Annotated in this window: 19 protein-coding genes; 4 read left to right on the top strand and 15 right to left on the bottom strand. The window is 37.5% G+C overall.

The features are described 5' to 3' along the window. Positions 1–5 precede the first annotated feature (5 nt). The 6 genes from J7I93_RS00100 to J7I93_RS00075 all read right to left on the bottom strand — a co-directional run bounded on the left by J7I93_RS00100 (position 6) and on the right by J7I93_RS00075 (position 5,865). The gene (locus J7I93_RS00100; RefSeq protein WP_214722516.1) at positions 6–1,082 is read right to left on the bottom strand and encodes an ABC transporter ATP-binding protein; all 1,077 of its coding nucleotides are present in this window, start codon (positions 1,080–1,082) and stop codon (positions 6–8) included. 15 nt (positions 1,083–1,097) lie between these two features. Continuing rightward, a complete protein-coding gene (locus tag J7I93_RS00095) occupies positions 1,098–2,183 on the bottom strand; it encodes an ABC transporter substrate-binding protein (protein ID WP_214722402.1) in 1,086 nt (361 codons plus the stop codon). A 220-nt stretch (positions 2,184–2,403) separates the two neighbouring features. Further along, positions 2,404–3,123 carry a GntR family transcriptional regulator gene (locus J7I93_RS00090; RefSeq protein ID WP_214722401.1) on the bottom strand — a complete coding sequence of 240 codons (720 nt, stop codon included), beginning with the start codon at positions 3,121–3,123 and terminating at the stop codon, positions 2,404–2,406. A 336-nt stretch (positions 3,124–3,459) separates the two neighbouring features. Continuing rightward, positions 3,460–3,969 carry a hypothetical protein gene (locus J7I93_RS00085; protein ID WP_214987752.1) on the bottom strand — a complete coding sequence of 170 codons (510 nt, stop codon included), beginning with the start codon at positions 3,967–3,969 and terminating at the stop codon, positions 3,460–3,462. Between the two features lie 263 nt (positions 3,970–4,232). Next, complete coding sequence (locus J7I93_RS00080) at positions 4,233–4,754, bottom strand: MarR family winged helix-turn-helix transcriptional regulator (RefSeq protein ID WP_214722400.1); 522 nt, start codon at positions 4,752–4,754, stop codon at positions 4,233–4,235. 232 nt (positions 4,755–4,986) lie between these two features. Next, positions 4,987–5,865, bottom strand: a complete 879-nt coding sequence (locus tag J7I93_RS00075) for an endonuclease/exonuclease/phosphatase family protein (RefSeq protein ID WP_214722399.1) — start codon at positions 5,863–5,865, stop codon at positions 4,987–4,989. Between the two features lie 589 nt (positions 5,866–6,454). On the opposite strand from J7I93_RS00075, the gene J7I93_RS00070 reads away from it, so the two are divergent. Further along, a complete protein-coding gene (locus J7I93_RS00070; protein ID WP_110063125.1) occupies positions 6,455–6,655 on the top strand; it encodes a cold-shock protein in 201 nt (66 codons plus the stop codon). A gap of 202 nt (positions 6,656–6,857) precedes the next feature. On the opposite strand, the gene J7I93_RS00065 is transcribed toward J7I93_RS00070, so the two are convergent. From J7I93_RS00065 to J7I93_RS00040, 6 genes are all read right to left on the bottom strand, one after another. Beyond that, positions 6,858–7,628, bottom strand: a complete 771-nt coding sequence (locus J7I93_RS00065; RefSeq protein WP_214722398.1) for an alpha/beta hydrolase — start codon at positions 7,626–7,628, stop codon at positions 6,858–6,860. A 416-nt stretch (positions 7,629–8,044) separates the two neighbouring features. Next, positions 8,045–8,737 (bottom strand): LrgB family protein, encoded by a 693-nt coding sequence (locus J7I93_RS00060; protein WP_214722397.1) that lies wholly within the window; start codon positions 8,735–8,737, stop codon positions 8,045–8,047. Beyond that, positions 8,709–9,107 (bottom strand): CidA/LrgA family protein, encoded by a 399-nt coding sequence (locus tag J7I93_RS00055; RefSeq protein ID WP_214987751.1) that lies wholly within the window; start codon positions 9,105–9,107, stop codon positions 8,709–8,711. Before J7I93_RS00055 ends, J7I93_RS00060 begins: the two co-directional genes overlap by 29 nt. Positions 9,108–9,333: 226 nt before the next feature. Further along, a complete protein-coding gene (locus tag J7I93_RS00050) occupies positions 9,334–9,681 on the bottom strand; it encodes a hypothetical protein (protein ID WP_214722395.1) in 348 nt (115 codons plus the stop codon). A gap of 362 nt (positions 9,682–10,043) precedes the next feature. Further along, positions 10,044–10,496 (bottom strand): hypothetical protein, encoded by a 453-nt coding sequence (locus J7I93_RS00045; protein ID WP_214722394.1) that lies wholly within the window; start codon positions 10,494–10,496, stop codon positions 10,044–10,046. Between the two features lie 25 nt (positions 10,497–10,521). Further along, complete coding sequence (locus J7I93_RS00040) at positions 10,522–10,965, bottom strand: DUF2243 domain-containing protein (RefSeq protein WP_214722393.1); 444 nt, start codon at positions 10,963–10,965, stop codon at positions 10,522–10,524. Positions 10,966–11,295: 330 nt separating this feature from the next. On the opposite strand from J7I93_RS00040, the gene J7I93_RS00035 reads away from it, so the two are divergent. From J7I93_RS00035 to J7I93_RS00025, 3 genes are read left to right on the top strand one after another with little or no spacing between them, the layout of a single operon-like run. Continuing rightward, positions 11,296–11,949 carry an ArsR/SmtB family transcription factor gene (locus tag J7I93_RS00035; RefSeq protein ID WP_214722392.1) on the top strand — a complete coding sequence of 218 codons (654 nt, stop codon included), beginning with the start codon at positions 11,296–11,298 and terminating at the stop codon, positions 11,947–11,949. Between the two features lie 20 nt (positions 11,950–11,969). After that, positions 11,970–12,698 carry an MBL fold metallo-hydrolase gene (locus tag J7I93_RS00030; RefSeq protein WP_214722391.1) on the top strand — a complete coding sequence of 243 codons (729 nt, stop codon included), beginning with the start codon at positions 11,970–11,972 and terminating at the stop codon, positions 12,696–12,698. 48 nt (positions 12,699–12,746) lie between these two features. Next, the gene (locus J7I93_RS00025; protein ID WP_214722390.1) at positions 12,747–13,988 is read left to right on the top strand and encodes an MFS transporter; all 1,242 of its coding nucleotides are present in this window, start codon (positions 12,747–12,749) and stop codon (positions 13,986–13,988) included. Between the two features lie 88 nt (positions 13,989–14,076). Here the strand turns inward: J7I93_RS00025 and J7I93_RS00020 are convergent, their stop codons facing one another. From J7I93_RS00020 to J7I93_RS00010, 3 genes are all read right to left on the bottom strand, one after another. After that, positions 14,077–14,256 (bottom strand): hypothetical protein, encoded by a 180-nt coding sequence (locus J7I93_RS00020; RefSeq protein WP_214722523.1) that lies wholly within the window; start codon positions 14,254–14,256, stop codon positions 14,077–14,079. A 104-nt stretch (positions 14,257–14,360) separates the two neighbouring features. Beyond that, positions 14,361–14,624 carry a hypothetical protein gene (locus J7I93_RS00015; protein ID WP_214722389.1) on the bottom strand — a complete coding sequence of 88 codons (264 nt, stop codon included), beginning with the start codon at positions 14,622–14,624 and terminating at the stop codon, positions 14,361–14,363. 372 nt (positions 14,625–14,996) lie between these two features. Then, a complete protein-coding gene (locus J7I93_RS00010) occupies positions 14,997–15,857 on the bottom strand; it encodes a cupin domain-containing protein (protein WP_251025666.1) in 861 nt (286 codons plus the stop codon). Between the last annotated feature and the right edge of the window lie 371 nt (positions 15,858–16,228).

Here is a 16,228-nt window from a genome sequence, read left to right as displayed (position 1 = left end):
TATTCTCACCTCACCATTCTTGAAGGCAGCAGATCCTCCGGATTCCAATACGTATAGACGCTGTTTCCTTCTTTTACCTGAGTTGGATTCAGGACGGTATTGGATATATCAGCAACAAGATGCTTATCCTGTACGCTCAAGATATATCGAGTCTTGGCACCCAAAAACATTTTCCTTTCGACTTTCGTTTGGAAGGCCTCATTTCTTTCATTTGACTCGGCTAGCGAGATTTGAATTTTTTCAGGCCTGATGAAAAAGTGAACCTCTGAATTCTTTGCTGATGGTACGGAAACAATCTGTTCATTTCCAAAAAAGTGCATTTTACATTTTTTATTTTCATAGGCTTCCAGCACTTTTCCCTGAATGTGATTCACTTCCCCAATAAACTGGGACACAAAGTCTGTCTTCGGATGATTATAGATGGAAGCTGGATCATCCACCTGTTCAATCCTTCCCTCATACATGACGGCGATCCGGTCTGATATCGCCAAGGCTTCCTCCTGATCATGTGTAACAAAAATGGTGGTAATGCCGACTTGCTTTTGAATATCGACGATTTCCTCGCGCATTTCCTGGCGCAGCTTTGCGTCAAGATTGCTCAGGGGTTCATCGAGGAGGAGTACTTTCGGTTTAATGACCAGTGCCCTTGCAAGTGAGACCCGCTGCTGCTGTCCGCCCGATAGCTCCTTTGGATAGCGTTTTTCATAGCCTGATAATCGGACCATTTCCAGGGCTTCAAGCACGCGCGTGTTCATTTCACTTTTCGGCACCTTGCGAAGCTTCAGCCCATAGGCCACATTCTCAAAAACAGTCATATGCGGAAACAATGCGTAGTTCTGAAACACCATGCCCATTTCTCTTTTATTGGGAGGAAGCAGGTGAACGGGCTTGCCGTCCACCTCAATCTTCCCGCCATCCACTTCCAGAAATCCGGCTATCATGTTTAGTGTCGTCGTTTTGCCGCAGCCTGATGGCCCCAAAAAAGAGACCAGCTCCCCTTTTTGAATCTCAAGGCTCAGCTTTTTAACGACTTCTGTTTTATTAAAGGTCTTAACCACATTTTCAAGGCTTAAGTAACTCATCATTTCACCTCTTCCTTAATGGGCCACTTCTATTTCTTTATTAGCCCGCTCTGTCCATTCAGCTCGTTTTGCATTGACAACTTCCCAATTCACTTTGATTAATTTCGCAATTTCGTCTTCACCATAAACCACCTTATCCACAATATCTCCCTCAAGCTTCACGTTCTTATTAACCGGTCCGTCAAAAAGAGAGTTTGCAAATAAAAGCTGGGCTTCCTCATCCAGAACAAAATTAACAAATTCCTGTGCAAGATCGGCATTTGGTGCATCCTTTATGACACTAACAGTTGGCATTAAAGCAGGAACACCTTCTTCAGGGATAACATACTCAATTGGGAATCCAGTATCCTGAAGAGTGAACACACGGCTGCTTCCCCATGCACTTGCTACGGTCTGGCCTTGCATGAAGTAGTTGGAAACGTCAGCTGTTTTATCAAATGTCACAGCATTTCCGGCAATTTCTTTTAGCTTTTCAAATCCAGGCTCAATATTTTCTTCACTGCCACCGTTTGCAATGGCCGTCATGAGAAGAAAGTGGACACCATACGTATTGGCAATGGACGGCAGTACAAGCTTCCCTTTGAATTTCGGGTCGGCCAGATCATTCCATGATGTCAGCGGCTCCCAGCCATTCTGTTCAAAGACTTCTTTGTTATAAGCCAATCCGGTTGAAATGATTCCAAAACCTACGCCCACATTGTCTTTATCCTTCGCGATATCATATACATTCGCCAGGTTTGTAACAACACTCTCATCTAATGGTGCCAGCAGTCCAAAAGCTTTTGCCTGTGCTTGCGGACCATCATCCAAAAAGGCAACATCAATTTGCGGATTGTCCTTTTGGGCTTGAAGCTTAGATAAAGTATCAACAGAGCTCCCGGTAATGTACTTAACCTTAACACCATGCTCTTTCTCAAATTCTGGTATCAGAACCTCTTTCATCTTTTGCTCATAGCTTCCTCCATATGCTGCTAAAACAAGGGTTTTTTCAGGACTTTTTCCTGATCCTTCATCTGAAGAACCTCCAGTTTGGCCGCTGCATCCAGCCGCAGTAACAAGTAATAAACAAAGTAAAAGTATAAGAGATGCTTTTCTTTTCATTCTTATTTCCCCCTCGTCAATTTAGGTGTTTCATACCTGCACAATAGGAGCTGATCTAAGATGAAGATTGAACAGACTAATGGATTCCCCCTTTCATTGAATGAAAATATCTATTTAATTTAATGTTGCTAATTTTCAGTATTTTAAATTTAAAAATATAATATTATAACTTTATATCTTTTATGCTAAAAGATTGTCCATTCTAGGACGATCATTTTTTTTATAATCGGACTTCCGTATAGTAAACCTCTTTATCTGTGCGAATATAGAATTTGGAGTATTCAATAATCTCCTCTTGCTTCGTATAGGTAAACCGCTCCCATTCAAACACAGCGGTCCCCGTTTCAACGTGCAGCAGTTTGGACTGTTTTTTAGGGAGTATATAGGGTCTAATAAATGCTTTAGCTCTTCCCAGTGAAATATGAAATCTGTTTTTTAGGATGTTAAATATGAGTTCATTATTAATATCATCAGATGTAAGGCCTGGGCATTTTTCTGCCGGCAAATAGGTATATTCAAGTGCGATCGGGTCATTCTTTTCGGTTTTCAATCTCTCAATCTTTATTATCTCATCCTCCGGATCAAGTCTTAACTTCTCACCGATCTCTTTGCCTGCTGCTTCATAAGTGAAACTGATTAATTCATGTGGATGTTCCTGGTCTGAATTCGTGCTAAGTGAGATAAGGGAAATGAGATCTTGTTCTTTTGCTTCTCCGGAAACGAAAGTTCCCTTGCCTCTTTGCCTAAAAAGGTACCCTTTGTTCACAAGCTCAATCACCGCTCTTTTTACGGTAATGGTGCTGACCTCAAAAAGGTCTGACAATTCTTGTTCAGTTGGAAGCTGGCTCCCAATTTCCCATTGTCCCGAAATGATTTTCTCTTCTAAAATCTTTTCTACTTGTCTATAAAGAGGTATATGTAAACTTTTATCTAACTGCATTTAGTATTCTCCCTCTAATAAATATAATGTTATAACTTTATAATTATTAATAATTTAACTGTTTTATATCTAATTGTCAATATTTTTTGAATATTTAATACAAAGTAAAAAGCCATTAAATTGCAGGCTAATTGCAGAACATTTAAATACTTGATTGTGTTGGATTTACTCTGCTGTATTTTCTCTTTTTCACTTGATCATTGACAACATTTCAAAGGTTTTATCAAAGGTTTTATCAAAGGTTTTATCAAATCTTTCTAAATTTAGCCTAAACGAGTATGCAAAAAAATTTAAACCCGCTGCTCACCTAATTATCAATGATTTTTTCAAAAACTCTTAGCTTCTTTCAACTTCCCCCTCAGTACGCCCAAAATTTAGATTCTCTTTTACGAATTGAAAACTATATAAAAGAACCGCTCGAATCAGAAGAATAAAAAATAATTGGATGGAGTTTATACGAACTAAAGAAACGATTCCTAATTTCTTCAAAAGTTTTCCTCCTGGAAATACAAATAAGAAATGAAGAATTGCGTTTGTAATTAAAAATAACGAAAACTTACCATAGGTCATTTTTAAAACCCAGAGAGAACAAATAAAGTAGGGACCTAAAATGAAAGGAATATCTCCTTTTATCTTTGAATGGATACTTGTGTAAAACCACCACCATTTTCGTTTCTCAGCGATTATATTCATTACTTTTACGACTAAACAAATAAATACAGTTGCCGGAAGAAACCGTTTTATTGTCTTTCGTCCCAATAATGGAAGCGAAATCCAGGGAATAATCATCATTATTATTAATAATAATCTTGAGTTCTTAGCATTTACACACTTTGAAAGCTTCAAATTGTAATCCCCCTCTTCTTTATTGAAATTTAAACTTATTCATCTATAATGTCGTTTGTCTTGATATACATGATTGCCGGGTACTCCATTTAGTAACTGTTTATAGTATGGTACATAAAAAACATAATTATTTGCGAATGCAAATATTTGAAGGAGATGAACCTCGGTCATCAGCGATTTTAAATAGAAATGAAAAAAAGCCGATAGAAACAAGGTTCAGATGAACCTGTTTTTACCGGCTGGAAATATCAACAACTTACCCTCTAAGGTGTATTTATTGATTTCTTTAATATTGCGTTTGAAGATTTGGTTAAAAAGTCACTGTATTGTTTTCCAAGTAATTCATCACTTAACAAAGTAAAAACTTCAATAAATTTCGAATAATCCTCTTTGGAGATTTTGGCGATTGATTCGACAATCTGTAAGTTTGAGTTTGTCGTATTCTCTTCTATAAATTCCTGAACAAGCTTCCGGCCGCCTTCCGTTAAGCATACTTCTTTCGTTCGGGCATCATGGCCATTTTCAATAATGACTAACCCTTCTTCTTTTAGCTTGGTTAATTGCCGGAAAACATTGGAAATATTTGTTTGAGCCAGATAGGAAAGATCGGACATGTTTATGTGGTTTGAATCAAAATATAAAATCCATAAAATACGAAAGGCAGGAAACGATAAATCGTAATTTTTCAACGATTTTCTTATATCGTTTTCAATTACTAAATTTATGCCTCTAATAAATGCAAACGCTAAATAACTATTATGAAACTGTTCGCTCGATAATTTCATTTTTCCTCCTAAAATCATCATAGATCATAGTATGTACATTATTTCCAACCAATTGGCCTTTAAACTTATACGGAACAACATGCTCAAAATTTATTCTTAATCTGCTTAAGTTAACGGCGCCAACCCATTAAAAAAAGACAACTCACTTTTCTTAATAAATCTAGGAGCTAAAAAAAAGTGCAATAAAAAAAGTCTTACCAATTCATTCTTGGTAAGACTATGGATTCAATTATTATTTATTGCCATTATAATATGGCTGATCACGATCCAATACAAGATCCGCAGTGATAGGCAAATGGTCTGAAGCCAAGCTCTTAATCACTTCAACATCTGCTGTTTCAATGTTTTTTGATGTAAAGATATAATCAATCCGCTTTGCAGGATTTTGGGCAGGATAAGTATTTGCATCCGGAGGACCTGCAAATACATCCAGGTAATTAGCGTACATAGGTTTCATTTCATTGCTCTCTGGAGTAGCGTTTAAATCGCCTAGAATCACTTTTGGACCCTTTGATTGGCTGGCAATTTCAACGATCTCCTTAATCTGCAGCTCCCGTTCGGCAGGAGTTAGTGCTAAATGCGTGTTATAAACATTCAAGTGATTTCCACTTATATTGATTGTAGCTTCTAAGAGACCCCGTTGCTCAGTGTTCCCTATTTGGGACAGAAAATGATTTTCTGATTCAATGATTGGATATTCACTTAAAATAGCTGTTCCATATTGACGGCGTTCACCTCCATTGTTTAATGGCTCACGGTCCAGGTTTGCTGCATATGTATAAAACATTCCAAGACTCTCTGCAAGCCATTTTGCCTGGTCCTGGAAATCACTGCGCTCAGACCAATGATTGTCCACCTCCTGCAAAGCAACAATATCCGTATCTTCCTCTTCTATTATCCTTGCAATCCGTTCTAAATCTAAAATTCCGTCTTCCCCTTCAGCATGATGAATGTTATAGGACATTATTTTCACGTTTACCGTTTGGCCACGGCCAAAACTGGTTTGATCTGCAAATGCGCTATTTCCCAAACCTAAAATGACCAACAACAACACCAAAAGAGAACTAACTGCCTTCCTAATTCGATTTTTACTCCGCTTTACACTTTTCATGTTATGCCTCCTTAAGTAAATCTGATTTCTCTTAGAGGATAACAAATGAACAAAAAGACTTTATTGATGCTATGTAAAAAAGGAGTTTAGGTTTTGTTACATACTTGTTAATCCGAATCATTTATCCTATATATTTACGCCTATTCTAGAGAGCTGAAGAAAGTTATAGTTCAAGCTTATCTCATTTATAAAGAAAAACTGGTCAATCAAACTCAAATAATTAAAAAAGGACAATTTCTCTATTTAAACCTAATAAATGAGCTTCCACTTTTCACGTAACGTGATGAAAATCCTTTATAGACTCTGGGGCTCCATAGCCAATGGGATCTTTCACCTAAATTTTTTAATCTTTTTGAGATGGAGAAATCAGAACCTTTTCCTAAAAAAACGTCTGTTTTTTTTGAATACCTGGAATTTAAAAAATAAAAATTCTTAAATAAAATTTGCTTTTCCAGACTTTAGCTGTTATTCTTAAGAAGAATTATTTTTGTTCGGTCAAAGAATAAGTGTTTAAACTTTTCGCCTTTGATATCTAATGAGCAATAATAGTATTAAAATGTGGAATAGATCCACGCAGGAGGAAACACACATGCAAACAGGTACAGTAAAATGGTTTAACGCAGAAAAAGGTTTTGGTTTCATCGAGGTTGAAGGTGGAGAAGACGTATTCGTACATTTCTCAGCTATCCAAGGCGAAGGATTTAAATCTTTAGACGAAGGCCAAAAAGTGACATTTGACACTGAGCAAGGTCAACGTGGACTTCAAGCTACTAACGTTAACAAAGCGTAATGATGAAAGGACTCTATTATAGAGTCCTTTTTTTGTTTGGAAAAAACGTTGTATCAGGAAACTGCGTTGACTCCCCCATAATTGCAAAGTTTAGGAGCCCAACGGCCTTAAATTAAGTGCCCACACATTGACCTCTTCATCTAAAATAAACTTTTCCACTAATATTATCTTAAATAGAAGAATAATCCTGTTTCCGGTTCTTTTACTTATCGGAAATAAAAAATTCAATTAATGAATGAACTCTTTTTTTAAATGCTAAATAATGATGCTCCGCCCCATCAATTATAGAAAAGTTTATATTCATTCCTTTATTTTTTAAGATTTCATATACAGATTTATTAGACAGTAAAAAAAGCTCGCTAATTTGGTTGTTTGTTGGCACTTCTGCCGTTCCACAGTCTAAGTACAACTTCTCTATATGTGAGAGTGAGGTGCTTTTCAACATTTCCTCTATCTTTTCTTGATTCCGGTAAAATGCAGGAGACAGGGCAGCTGCCCTTTTAAATATATGGGGGTAACAGGAAGCTGCATAGATTGAAATAAGACCGCCCAATGAGATTCCTGCCATGAAAGATTTTTCTTCTAAAGTTCGGTACTTTCCGTCTATGAATGGCTTTAAATCATTTACAATAAAATCTACATATTTCGCTCCCTTCCCACCCGATTCACTTTTAGAACCTAACAGCCTTTCACTGAATTCTCCATTCCTCCAAGGACAATACTCATTAATCCGTTCATCCCCTGCCGTATTTTGATCAATGGCAACCACAATTAAATCCACGTTATTTTTTTCAAGGTATGCATGCAATTCCAGCGATTCTCCGCCAATCGCCTCTTCCCGCCCAAAAACGTTCTGCCCGTCATGCATGTATAAAACGGGGTATTTTATCGTGCTTCCATCATAGTTGTTTGGTAAGTAAACCCGGATGTTTCTTTCCTGATTAAATAAACGAACAGTAAAGATTTCCAGCATCCCTAGTCACCTCTGACCTCTCTCATTTGGAAAAACATAGTATAAATTTTTAATAGTATACTAGATCTCTCTTACTAATCAAAGTTATGGCGAAAAATGGCTTTTAAAATTTACACCCTGTTATCACTATAGAAGTGCAGGAATGTTGATCTAACGCCAACTGACTGATATATCGAAAAAGTGACTGATATATCCAAAAAGTGACCGATAAAATATAAATCTGACCGATATATTGAAAATCTGACCGATAAACTTGTGAAGGTGACCGATATATCCCGATCCATACTCTTATTCACAAAAAAATTCGTTTAAGCATGTCTTTATTTAGCCTATTACGTAAAATTTAGTAAGAAAATTACTTGTTTGACATGCTTTCCTTTAAAAAAACGCAATCCCACTAAAAGGATTGCGCTGCACTATAATTGGATAAACGGATAAACCCAAGGAAGAATCATAGAGGTAATAATGGCCGAAGCTCCCATGGCAACGCTTGATACAGCGCCTGTAATCGGTCCTTCCACCACTGCCTGGCTGGTGCCAATCCCATGTGAAACGGTTCCGATGCCAAGTCCTCGTGAAAACGGATCATGAATGTTCGCAACGGATAAAAGAGCAGGTGCAAAAACAGCTCCAAATATGCCTGATGTGATAACAAAAGCTGCTGCTAGCGCTGGATCCCCGCCAATGAGGGCGACCGCTTCAATGGCCACAGGGGTTGTGACTGCTTTAACAGCAGATGTTGCCTGGATGGTCTCAGACAAACCCAATGCTTTTGATATCCAAACAGCTGAAAGAATGGTAGATAGTGTTCCAATCACTAGCCCAAATGTGGCAGGCATTAATTTTTCCATTATGATCTCTCTATTTTTATATAGAGGTACTGCCAGGGCAACGGTAGCTGGACCCAATAAAGATGTAATCCATTCCTTGGCAGAGGAATATTGCTCATAACTGATATCCAATGAGCTAAGTATCATAATCATAACAATCGTCGCAGTCAAAATGGGGGTTGTGAATGGAGATACCACCCGTCTTGATAGAGCAGTAGCCCCAAAATACACAGCGATTGTAAGAGCAATACTAATGAGAGTGAGAATGAGACTGTTCATGATGTGTTCGTTCCTTTTCCCGTTTTGATAAGGATTGTGTTAATCCGGCCGTGATCAGTAATCCAATGATTGTGCTTCCCGCAATCATTAACATCAGCTGTACTCCGCTCGTTTTGATAAGCCCTGTATAATTCATTAATCCTATTGCAAACGGTACAAAAAATAAGGCAAGATGCTTGATTAAAAAGTTTGCCCCCTTCTCGATGAACCGTACCTGAATGACTCCTCTTGTTAAAAGGAGATATAATAGGATCATCCCCAGCACACTGGATGGTATCGGCAGATGGAGGATCCCTACTATTAAACTAGAAAATTGATAAATAGCCCAGAGCAGAACTAATTGAGATAAAAATAACAAAACGTTTTTCACGTATAACATTCCTTTCGATACTCAAAATAAAAGTATAGCATCGAACATACGGAATGAAAACCTATTCTATTTAGGTCTGTTACTTCGTACAGTTTCAACTGCTTGGATTTTGTATGAATGCACAAAAACATCAATTTATGTAGCTGCCAGGCAAATGCACCTTTATGCAAGAATGATTGGTGAATAAAGAAAGGCCTTATGACAAGGCCTTTGAACCGAACAAAGATTATTGAACTGGTATTGGAGTAAGAGCGCAGATGCAACGGCAATCAACGATAAACTCAAGTGTTCCCGCCGGTACAGGAGCAACTGCTGGAGCTGGAACAGGTGGTCCCTGTTCAATAAAAGTAAAAGTGGCACAGCAAGTTTCACGGTTAAATCGAACAAATGAAAATTCGGTGGCCTGTGGACTTTCGCCTGGCCCTAACGCCAGGAATTCACCAGTTCCTTTCATCAAAATAAAAAATCTCTGATCTCTGCTCGCCCTTCTTAAAAGACTGCACACGCAGCCTTCGCAATTCCCTTCTCTATCAGGGCTTACGTCATTACAACCATATCTTTTAGATCCCATCATACAATCACCCCCTTTACTACTATAATATTTCAGAATATTCATTTGGACAGGATAATTACATTTGTTTATAAAAATGAACAGTTTGCCTATTTCCTGATGTTAAGCTTCTATGTTTGCCGATTCCGCCGTCCGGCAGAGACCTATAGAGGTTTAATGAAATCTATAAATGCAAAAAGACACTCAGAATTGTGTTTTTTGAAATTCTGAGTGTTTCCGTAAGGCATACCTTTACTAGCATTTACAGACTGTAACTTTCGGTTTGAAAGGAAAAATGGCGAAGTGGTGAAAGCTTGTAAGTTTGAAGAGGTTTTCTAGAATGTCTACAAAAAAAAGGACTATTGCAGTCCTAATAAAATATCTATTTAAGAGGTTACATCCACGATCGTGCTGTTTTGTATTGGTTTTCCCTTATATACTAAAGCCCCATGATTATTAGAATGGAGAGTGACTTTTATTTCATTTTGTCCTTCCTTTAATGAACCCAAATTATAATATTGTCCATATAAACGATTTATTTTTTCACCATTTACATATAAATGAGCATGTCCTTCATTATAGCTGGGTTCCTTTTGCCCGACCTTTTCAGGGGCAAAGGTAAAGTGGTTAGGCTGGACCTTTAGCAGCCATGTCCCTGACTGTTCTTGCGTCACGGAGATGTTCACATCCGGAACCTCATATCCTTGTGGAATTTCTACATAACTATGATTCATATGATTCTTGGCACCGGCATGATTGTGCGGATTCTGGCTTGTATAATAGTAAAAAAATCCTAAGAAGAGTATGAAGAATAATAAAAAACTCCTTAATCTTTTCATGTAATACCTCACTAATAAAATTTTCTTATGCTGCTTTTTCCATGCGCTTGATCATGAAACCAATGATAACAAGTAAAAGGCCGATCGCTAGAAAGGCTAAATCATATAATAAAGGATTTTCAGCCAATGGTTTAACTCGATGGACTTGCAGGATATGATGGTCTACAATCCCTTCTACGAGATTGAAAGTTCCGCCGCCAATAAAAATACCGCCCAAGAAAATTTTCCAGCTATCTCCGAGCTCATTTTTTCGGGAATCTTGAAAAATTTTTACCCCGCCCCAAATGAGCTTAGCTGAAAATAACGCAGTAAATAGCCCATCCGTAAAAATCTCAAGCCGGATATTAGGGCTTAAGATCATATGATGCCATTGCAGCAGCTGATGAAATAGGATCCCATCTATCGCACCCAATAAACCTAATCCAAGTATAAAACCGGCTATAAATAAGTTTTTGTTTTCTTTTTTCAACTATAGCACCCTCTGCAGAAAAATTAATTTTACTACGAGTAGTGCCCAGGAATAATAAAAATTATACATTGAGAGCTCTTTTATGTTAGATACTGGAATAAAGCGGAATCCCGGTTATGTTTCCGGCTTCTATTTTGGAAAAGATAACATTAAGTAAATATTTATTCAGCTTTCTTTCTGCATACGTCTGATGCGCTTGTTCGATATTTAACCTCGTTTTTCTTTAATTACCTAATGTTTCACTATATTTAGCAACCCTTTACAAATCAGCATATATATAATACAATTCGACTATTCAACTAATTAGTTGAATAGTTAAGAGGTGATGATTTGGAACCTAGAGAATTTAAAGACCTTGTATACGGTCAATTCGCTCGAATTAGTAAAGCACTTTCTAGTCCCAAACGCTTTGAGTTATTAGATTATTTATCTCAAGGACCCAAAACAGTGGATAGATTATCTAAAGAAGCAAAGATGTCTGTAGCAAATACGTCGAAACACCTACAATCACTGCTAGAGGCTAAATTAGTTAAATTTAGTAAGGATAAAAACTTTGTATTTTACTCTTTAGCAGATGATAACGTGGTTGAACTCCTGCATTCGATTAAAAACCTGGCTGAAATGCAGTTCAGTGATATTACACACGTAAGGAAAGGTTATATAGGAAGAGACGATAAGATTAAAATGGTCCAACTTAAAGATATTTTGAAAGAGATACAAGATGGTGAGGCTGTTCTAATTGATGTAAGACCAGAAGATGAATATAAAGATCAACATATTTCAGGAGCAATATCTGTACCAGTTCAGAACTTGGAAGAGCATATTTCCTCTCTTCCAAGAGATAAAAAAATTATTGCTTATTGTCGTGGACCATACTGTGCTTTTGCCACACAGGCTGTAGAAACTTTAAACTCCCTTGGATACGAAGCATATCGCATGGAAGAAGGAGTTCATGAGTGGAAACAAGCTGAATATATTCATTAACTTTATGGAGGAATTTAAAAATGTTATTTCGTCAATATTTACACACTAATCCGGTAGCAGCATCATACTTCTTTGGTTGTGGAAGTCAATCACAAGGAGTAGTGGTAGACCCACTAGAAGACCAAGTTGATTTTTACGTAGCGGAAGCTGAAAAGTTAGGCATGAATATTGTTTATGTAATTGATACACATCTTCACGCTGACCATGTATCAGGAGCTAGAAAATTAGCTGAAAAAACAGGTGCAAAATATGTCCTTCATTCTTCTGCAGATACAAGTTATGAATTTACCCCAGTTGAAGATGGGGAGGAATTATTAGCAGGTAATACACTTTTAACATTTTTGCATACTCCGGGTCATACACCAGAACACATTTCTATTGTGGTTTCAGATAAGCGCAGAGCGGATGAACCTTGGTTTGTCTTAACAGGTCATACCTTAATGGTTGGTGATGCAGGAAGAACTGAATTAGCTTCTTCTATCGAAGAGGGTGCAAAAAATTTATATCAAAGCTTACAAAAGATTACTCAATTAGAAGACCACATTGAAGTATATCCGGGAGCATTTTCTGGCTCAGTTTGTGGACGTGGTTTAAGTGGTAAACCTTCTTCAACCATTGGATTTGAAAAACGTCACAATGAAGCAATGAAATTCGATAAAGAGAAGGAATTTGTTGATTTTATGACAACGAATGTACCGCCACAACCAGAAGGTTTTATTGAGATGAGAAAAACGAATCAAGGAAAATAATAAAGTGGAGAACCACTATTTGGTTCTCCCTTTTTGGAGGTGAGTGGATTGAGTAAAGTACAAATTGGAATTAAAGAGAATATAATAAATTTCATACTTTTAGTTGTTACGAACTTCTTTGTTGGTTCAATGGTTGGTCTAGAAAGAACCATTCTCCCTATTATTGGTGAAGAAGACTTTGGTTTAGCATCAGCAAGTGCGGCATTATCTTTTATTATTAGTTTCGGATTTTCAAAGGCAATTGTGAATTACTTCGCAGGTGCTTTCGCAGACCGATTAGGGAGAAAGAAAGTTCTTCTCATCGGATGGGGTATCGGTTTATTAGTTCCTCTACTTGTTATATTTGCAACCTCATGGTGGATGATTGTTGTGGCGAATATCTTCTTAGGCATCAATCAAGGATTAGCTTGGTCCATGACTGTAAATATGAAAATTGATATATCTAAACCTACTCAAAGAGGATTGGCTGTTGGGTTAAATGAATTTGCAGGGTATATAGGAGTAGCTGTAATGGCTGCTGTCTCTGGCTTTGTTGCCACAAATTTCTCTAACCGCCCCGAACCATTTTATTTAGGAATTTTTATTGTGATAATCGGTTTTATCTTATCATTATTTGTAAGAGATACAGAAAAACATATAAAGCTTCAAACAAAATCATCCAGCAATAATGGACCGACTTTATCTGCAAAAGACGTTTTCAAAACGACTACATTTAAGAATAAAAGTTTATCTAGTGTCACTTTTGCAGGGTTAAGCACAAACTTTAAAGATGGTATGGCTTGGGGACTATTCCCGTTATTCTTTACGGGAGTTGGCTTAACCGTATCTGAAATCGGAGTATTAGTGGCCATTTATCCAGCTTCATGGGGATTCTTCCAACTGTTCACCGGAGCGTTGAGTGATAAAATTGGACGAAAGTGGTTCATTGTTGGCGGGATGTGGCTTCAAGCCCTTTCTCTATGGATGATTTTATTTGTAAACCAATATAGCCTATGGTTCACAGCAGCCATTTTACTAGGGCTTGGAACCGCAATGGTATATCCCACCTTACAAGCTTCAATTAGTGATGTTGCGCAACCAGAATGGAGAGCCTCATCAATGGGGGTTTATCGTTTTTGGAGAGATAGTGGATATGCATTTGGAGCATTATTTGCAGGAATGTTAACAGACATACTAAACGTTAATTGGGCAATTGGATTAGTAGCTCTGTTGCCATTGAGTGCAGGTCTATTATCAGCTATTAGATTAAATGAAACTTTGCCAGCCCTCAAAAAACAACCCCAAAAGTAACACTATAAATATCACGTAAAAACGCTTGGATTGCACCCAAGCGTTTTCGTCCTGTTAATGGATTATACCTGTCAGCTGGAGCAGGAAATTATTGAAATCCTCCAGTGTCTTTATTATCCCCCATCATATAGTTCGAACGATCTCCTGGCTTAGCATTCGGATTTGTTGGTGTATGAGGGTTATTATTATTCTTCCTTCGTCTCCAATCAATAAATAAAGCAAATGTAAAAATCAAAAGGATAAAAATGAATAAAAACCAAATCATCATGCCCGCTCTCCTTTAAATTTTCAATTCACAAGATGTACTTCCAACTCTTTTTTCATTCATAGCTACGCATTCATACCGTTAATGAACAAAATTATGTAAAAAAGCTAAAAAGGCAAATCATCCTTTATAACCGGCTGAATCTTTTTCACCTCTTCCGTAATATCATGCTGATTATTCCAGGTAACCTTTTCAATGATGGTTTCTCTGAAGCCGGTCTCCTTCCGCTGCTGCTGAATCCATTCATAAGCAACGATACTAACAGCAAAATCTGCATGGTCTTTATAGTCTTGATCACGAACGTAAAACTCGCCTCGCCGCATCCCCCTGCTTCCTTCAATGTTAAGAATTGTTTCAATGACTACCTTCATGACACACCTCGAAAATATGATTTACCCTTATTATAGAACAAACATTCGCCTCTAATGCAATAAAATCCTCCTGCAGACTTGCTGATTAATAAAAATGGCTGCTCAAGCCAAATAAAAATGATTGCAAGGATTCTGTTTTTCACTTCCTTAAAAGGATATAACATAAAAAGAAAAAGCCAATTGCAAAAGCCAATAAGGTAAGTGGTACGATTATATTGGCAATCATTTTTCAGCCCCCTTAAGAAAATTTGCATTCATTCAATAGTGTTCAAGCACGAAGGATTTATCGAGATGTTTGACTAACTCAGACACATTGCAGTTAAAATCAAAAAGCCTCAATATGACTCATGAGGCTTTTTGATTTTGCCCATTTTAGTTTGAATGGTGTTCTTCTTCCGCAGCCAATGCTTCCGCTTTCGTTTTATGAACGGTTCCAAATGGATGCTGAGGCGGTGCATAGATTGAGTAGAGCTTAAGCGGCTGGTAGCCTGAATTAATGAGATTATGCCATTTGCCTGCAGGGATGATGATGGCGAAGTCTTCAGACACTTTTTCTTCAAAATCTAATTGATCCTTGCTATCTCCCATTCGAATAATCCCTTGGCCTTCTTCTACACGTAAAAATTGATCCAGTTCCGGATGAATTTCCAAACCAATGTCTTCTCCAACACCGATACTCATCAAGGTCAACTGCAAATGTTCTCCAGTCCATAGAGCGGTGCGGAAATTATTGTTTTTCGTAGTCGCATCCTCGATATCCACCACAAACGGTTCTGGTCCAAAGTCTGTTTGCCTCTTTGCTATTTCCTCATTTAAAGAACAAAAACGAACAGCATTTTCCTGTTCACCACTTAAAGCCCATAAAAATACATTTCTGATTTGCGGGTGTTCTGTAAGTATACTGCTCTTGTGATATTCCTGATATCCTTCCACTTCTGATTGATAAGCTTTTTGCAAGCCCTCTCTATAGTTTTGAAATGGAACTTGATCGATTTGATAGTCTGGCTGAGTTCCCGTTAAGCTGATAAAAAGATTCGTAAATTGTGTCAAATGTGCTACTTTACCTGCTATAGCTTGGTGAATTTCATTAAAATGCTGCTGGTTTGGAGCTTCATTTGCTAATTGTCGACAAAGCTCAATGGCTGAAGCTTCTCTTTTTATCGCTCCAAGTATCGCTTCACATACTTGTTGATGATCTTGTTGATTTCTTGGCATATAGTTTGTGTAATACATGTGTGTGTTCACCTGGGGATAATATGGATAGGAATACGATTTAGGATCATGATGCATTTTAGTCATTCCTTTCACAGGTTTCTAAAAGCATCATATGCCTATGTGCTGAGAATGTACGTTGGTTTATATAGCCTATCAAAAGATGGGCTTATAGCACCGAAAAAAACTGCAAAAATCAGCAGCTTTTTCTTAAAGCTATTCTCTTGCCTGTGACTGTTTAACCTTCTTTATATTATATTTAAAGGCTCTGTTAAAGGTTAATGTTGTTTTGTAGCACCCTGTTGATTGGAGCGGAAGGCACGAGATCCTCGAAAATGCATTCGCATTTTCTTCGTGCGGTGTTTACTCAGAGAAGCTGATTCAAAGTCCTG

Source organism: Bacillus sp. ISL-47 (genome assembly GCF_018613175.1).
Taxonomy (GTDB): Bacteria; Bacillota; Bacilli; order Bacillales; family Cytobacillaceae; genus Cytobacillus.
This window is presented reverse-complemented; position numbering and strand designations above follow the sequence as displayed.

Bases quoted from the DNA above. Each gene is read 5' to 3' on its own strand.
- J7I93_RS00100 (WP_214722516.1), bottom strand. From the start codon at position 1,082: ATGAGTTACTTAAGCCTTGAAAATGTGGTTAAGACCTTTAATAAAACA.
- J7I93_RS00095 (WP_214722402.1), bottom strand. From the start codon at position 2,183: ATGAAAAGAAAAGCATCTCTTATACTTTTACTTTGTTTATTACTTGTT.
- J7I93_RS00090 (WP_214722401.1), bottom strand. From the start codon at position 3,123: ATGCAGTTAGATAAAAGTTTACATATACCTCTTTATAGACAAGTAGAA.
- J7I93_RS00080 (WP_214722400.1), bottom strand. From the start codon at position 4,754: ATGAAATTATCGAGCGAACAGTTTCATAATAGTTATTTAGCGTTTGCA.
- J7I93_RS00075 (WP_214722399.1), bottom strand. From the start codon at position 5,865: ATGAAAAGTGTAAAGCGGAGTAAAAATCGAATTAGGAAGGCAGTTAGT.
- J7I93_RS00070 (WP_110063125.1), top strand. From the start codon at position 6,455: ATGCAAACAGGTACAGTAAAATGGTTTAACGCAGAAAAAGGTTTTGGT.
- J7I93_RS00065 (WP_214722398.1), bottom strand. From the start codon at position 7,628: ATGCTGGAAATCTTTACTGTTCGTTTATTTAATCAGGAAAGAAACATC.
- J7I93_RS00060 (WP_214722397.1), bottom strand. From the start codon at position 8,737: ATGAACAGTCTCATTCTCACTCTCATTAGTATTGCTCTTACAATCGCT.
- J7I93_RS00050 (WP_214722395.1), bottom strand. From the start codon at position 9,681: ATGATGGGATCTAAAAGATATGGTTGTAATGACGTAAGCCCTGATAGA.
- J7I93_RS00045 (WP_214722394.1), bottom strand. From the start codon at position 10,496: ATGAAAAGATTAAGGAGTTTTTTATTATTCTTCATACTCTTCTTAGGA.
- J7I93_RS00030 (WP_214722391.1), top strand. From the start codon at position 11,970: ATGTTATTTCGTCAATATTTACACACTAATCCGGTAGCAGCATCATAC.
- J7I93_RS00020 (WP_214722523.1), bottom strand. From the start codon at position 14,256: ATGATGATTTGGTTTTTATTCATTTTTATCCTTTTGATTTTTACATTT.
- J7I93_RS00015 (WP_214722389.1), bottom strand. From the start codon at position 14,624: ATGAAGGTAGTCATTGAAACAATTCTTAACATTGAAGGAAGCAGGGGG.
- J7I93_RS00010 (WP_251025666.1), bottom strand. From the start codon at position 15,857: ATGTATTACACAAACTATATGCCAAGAAATCAACAAGATCATCAACAA.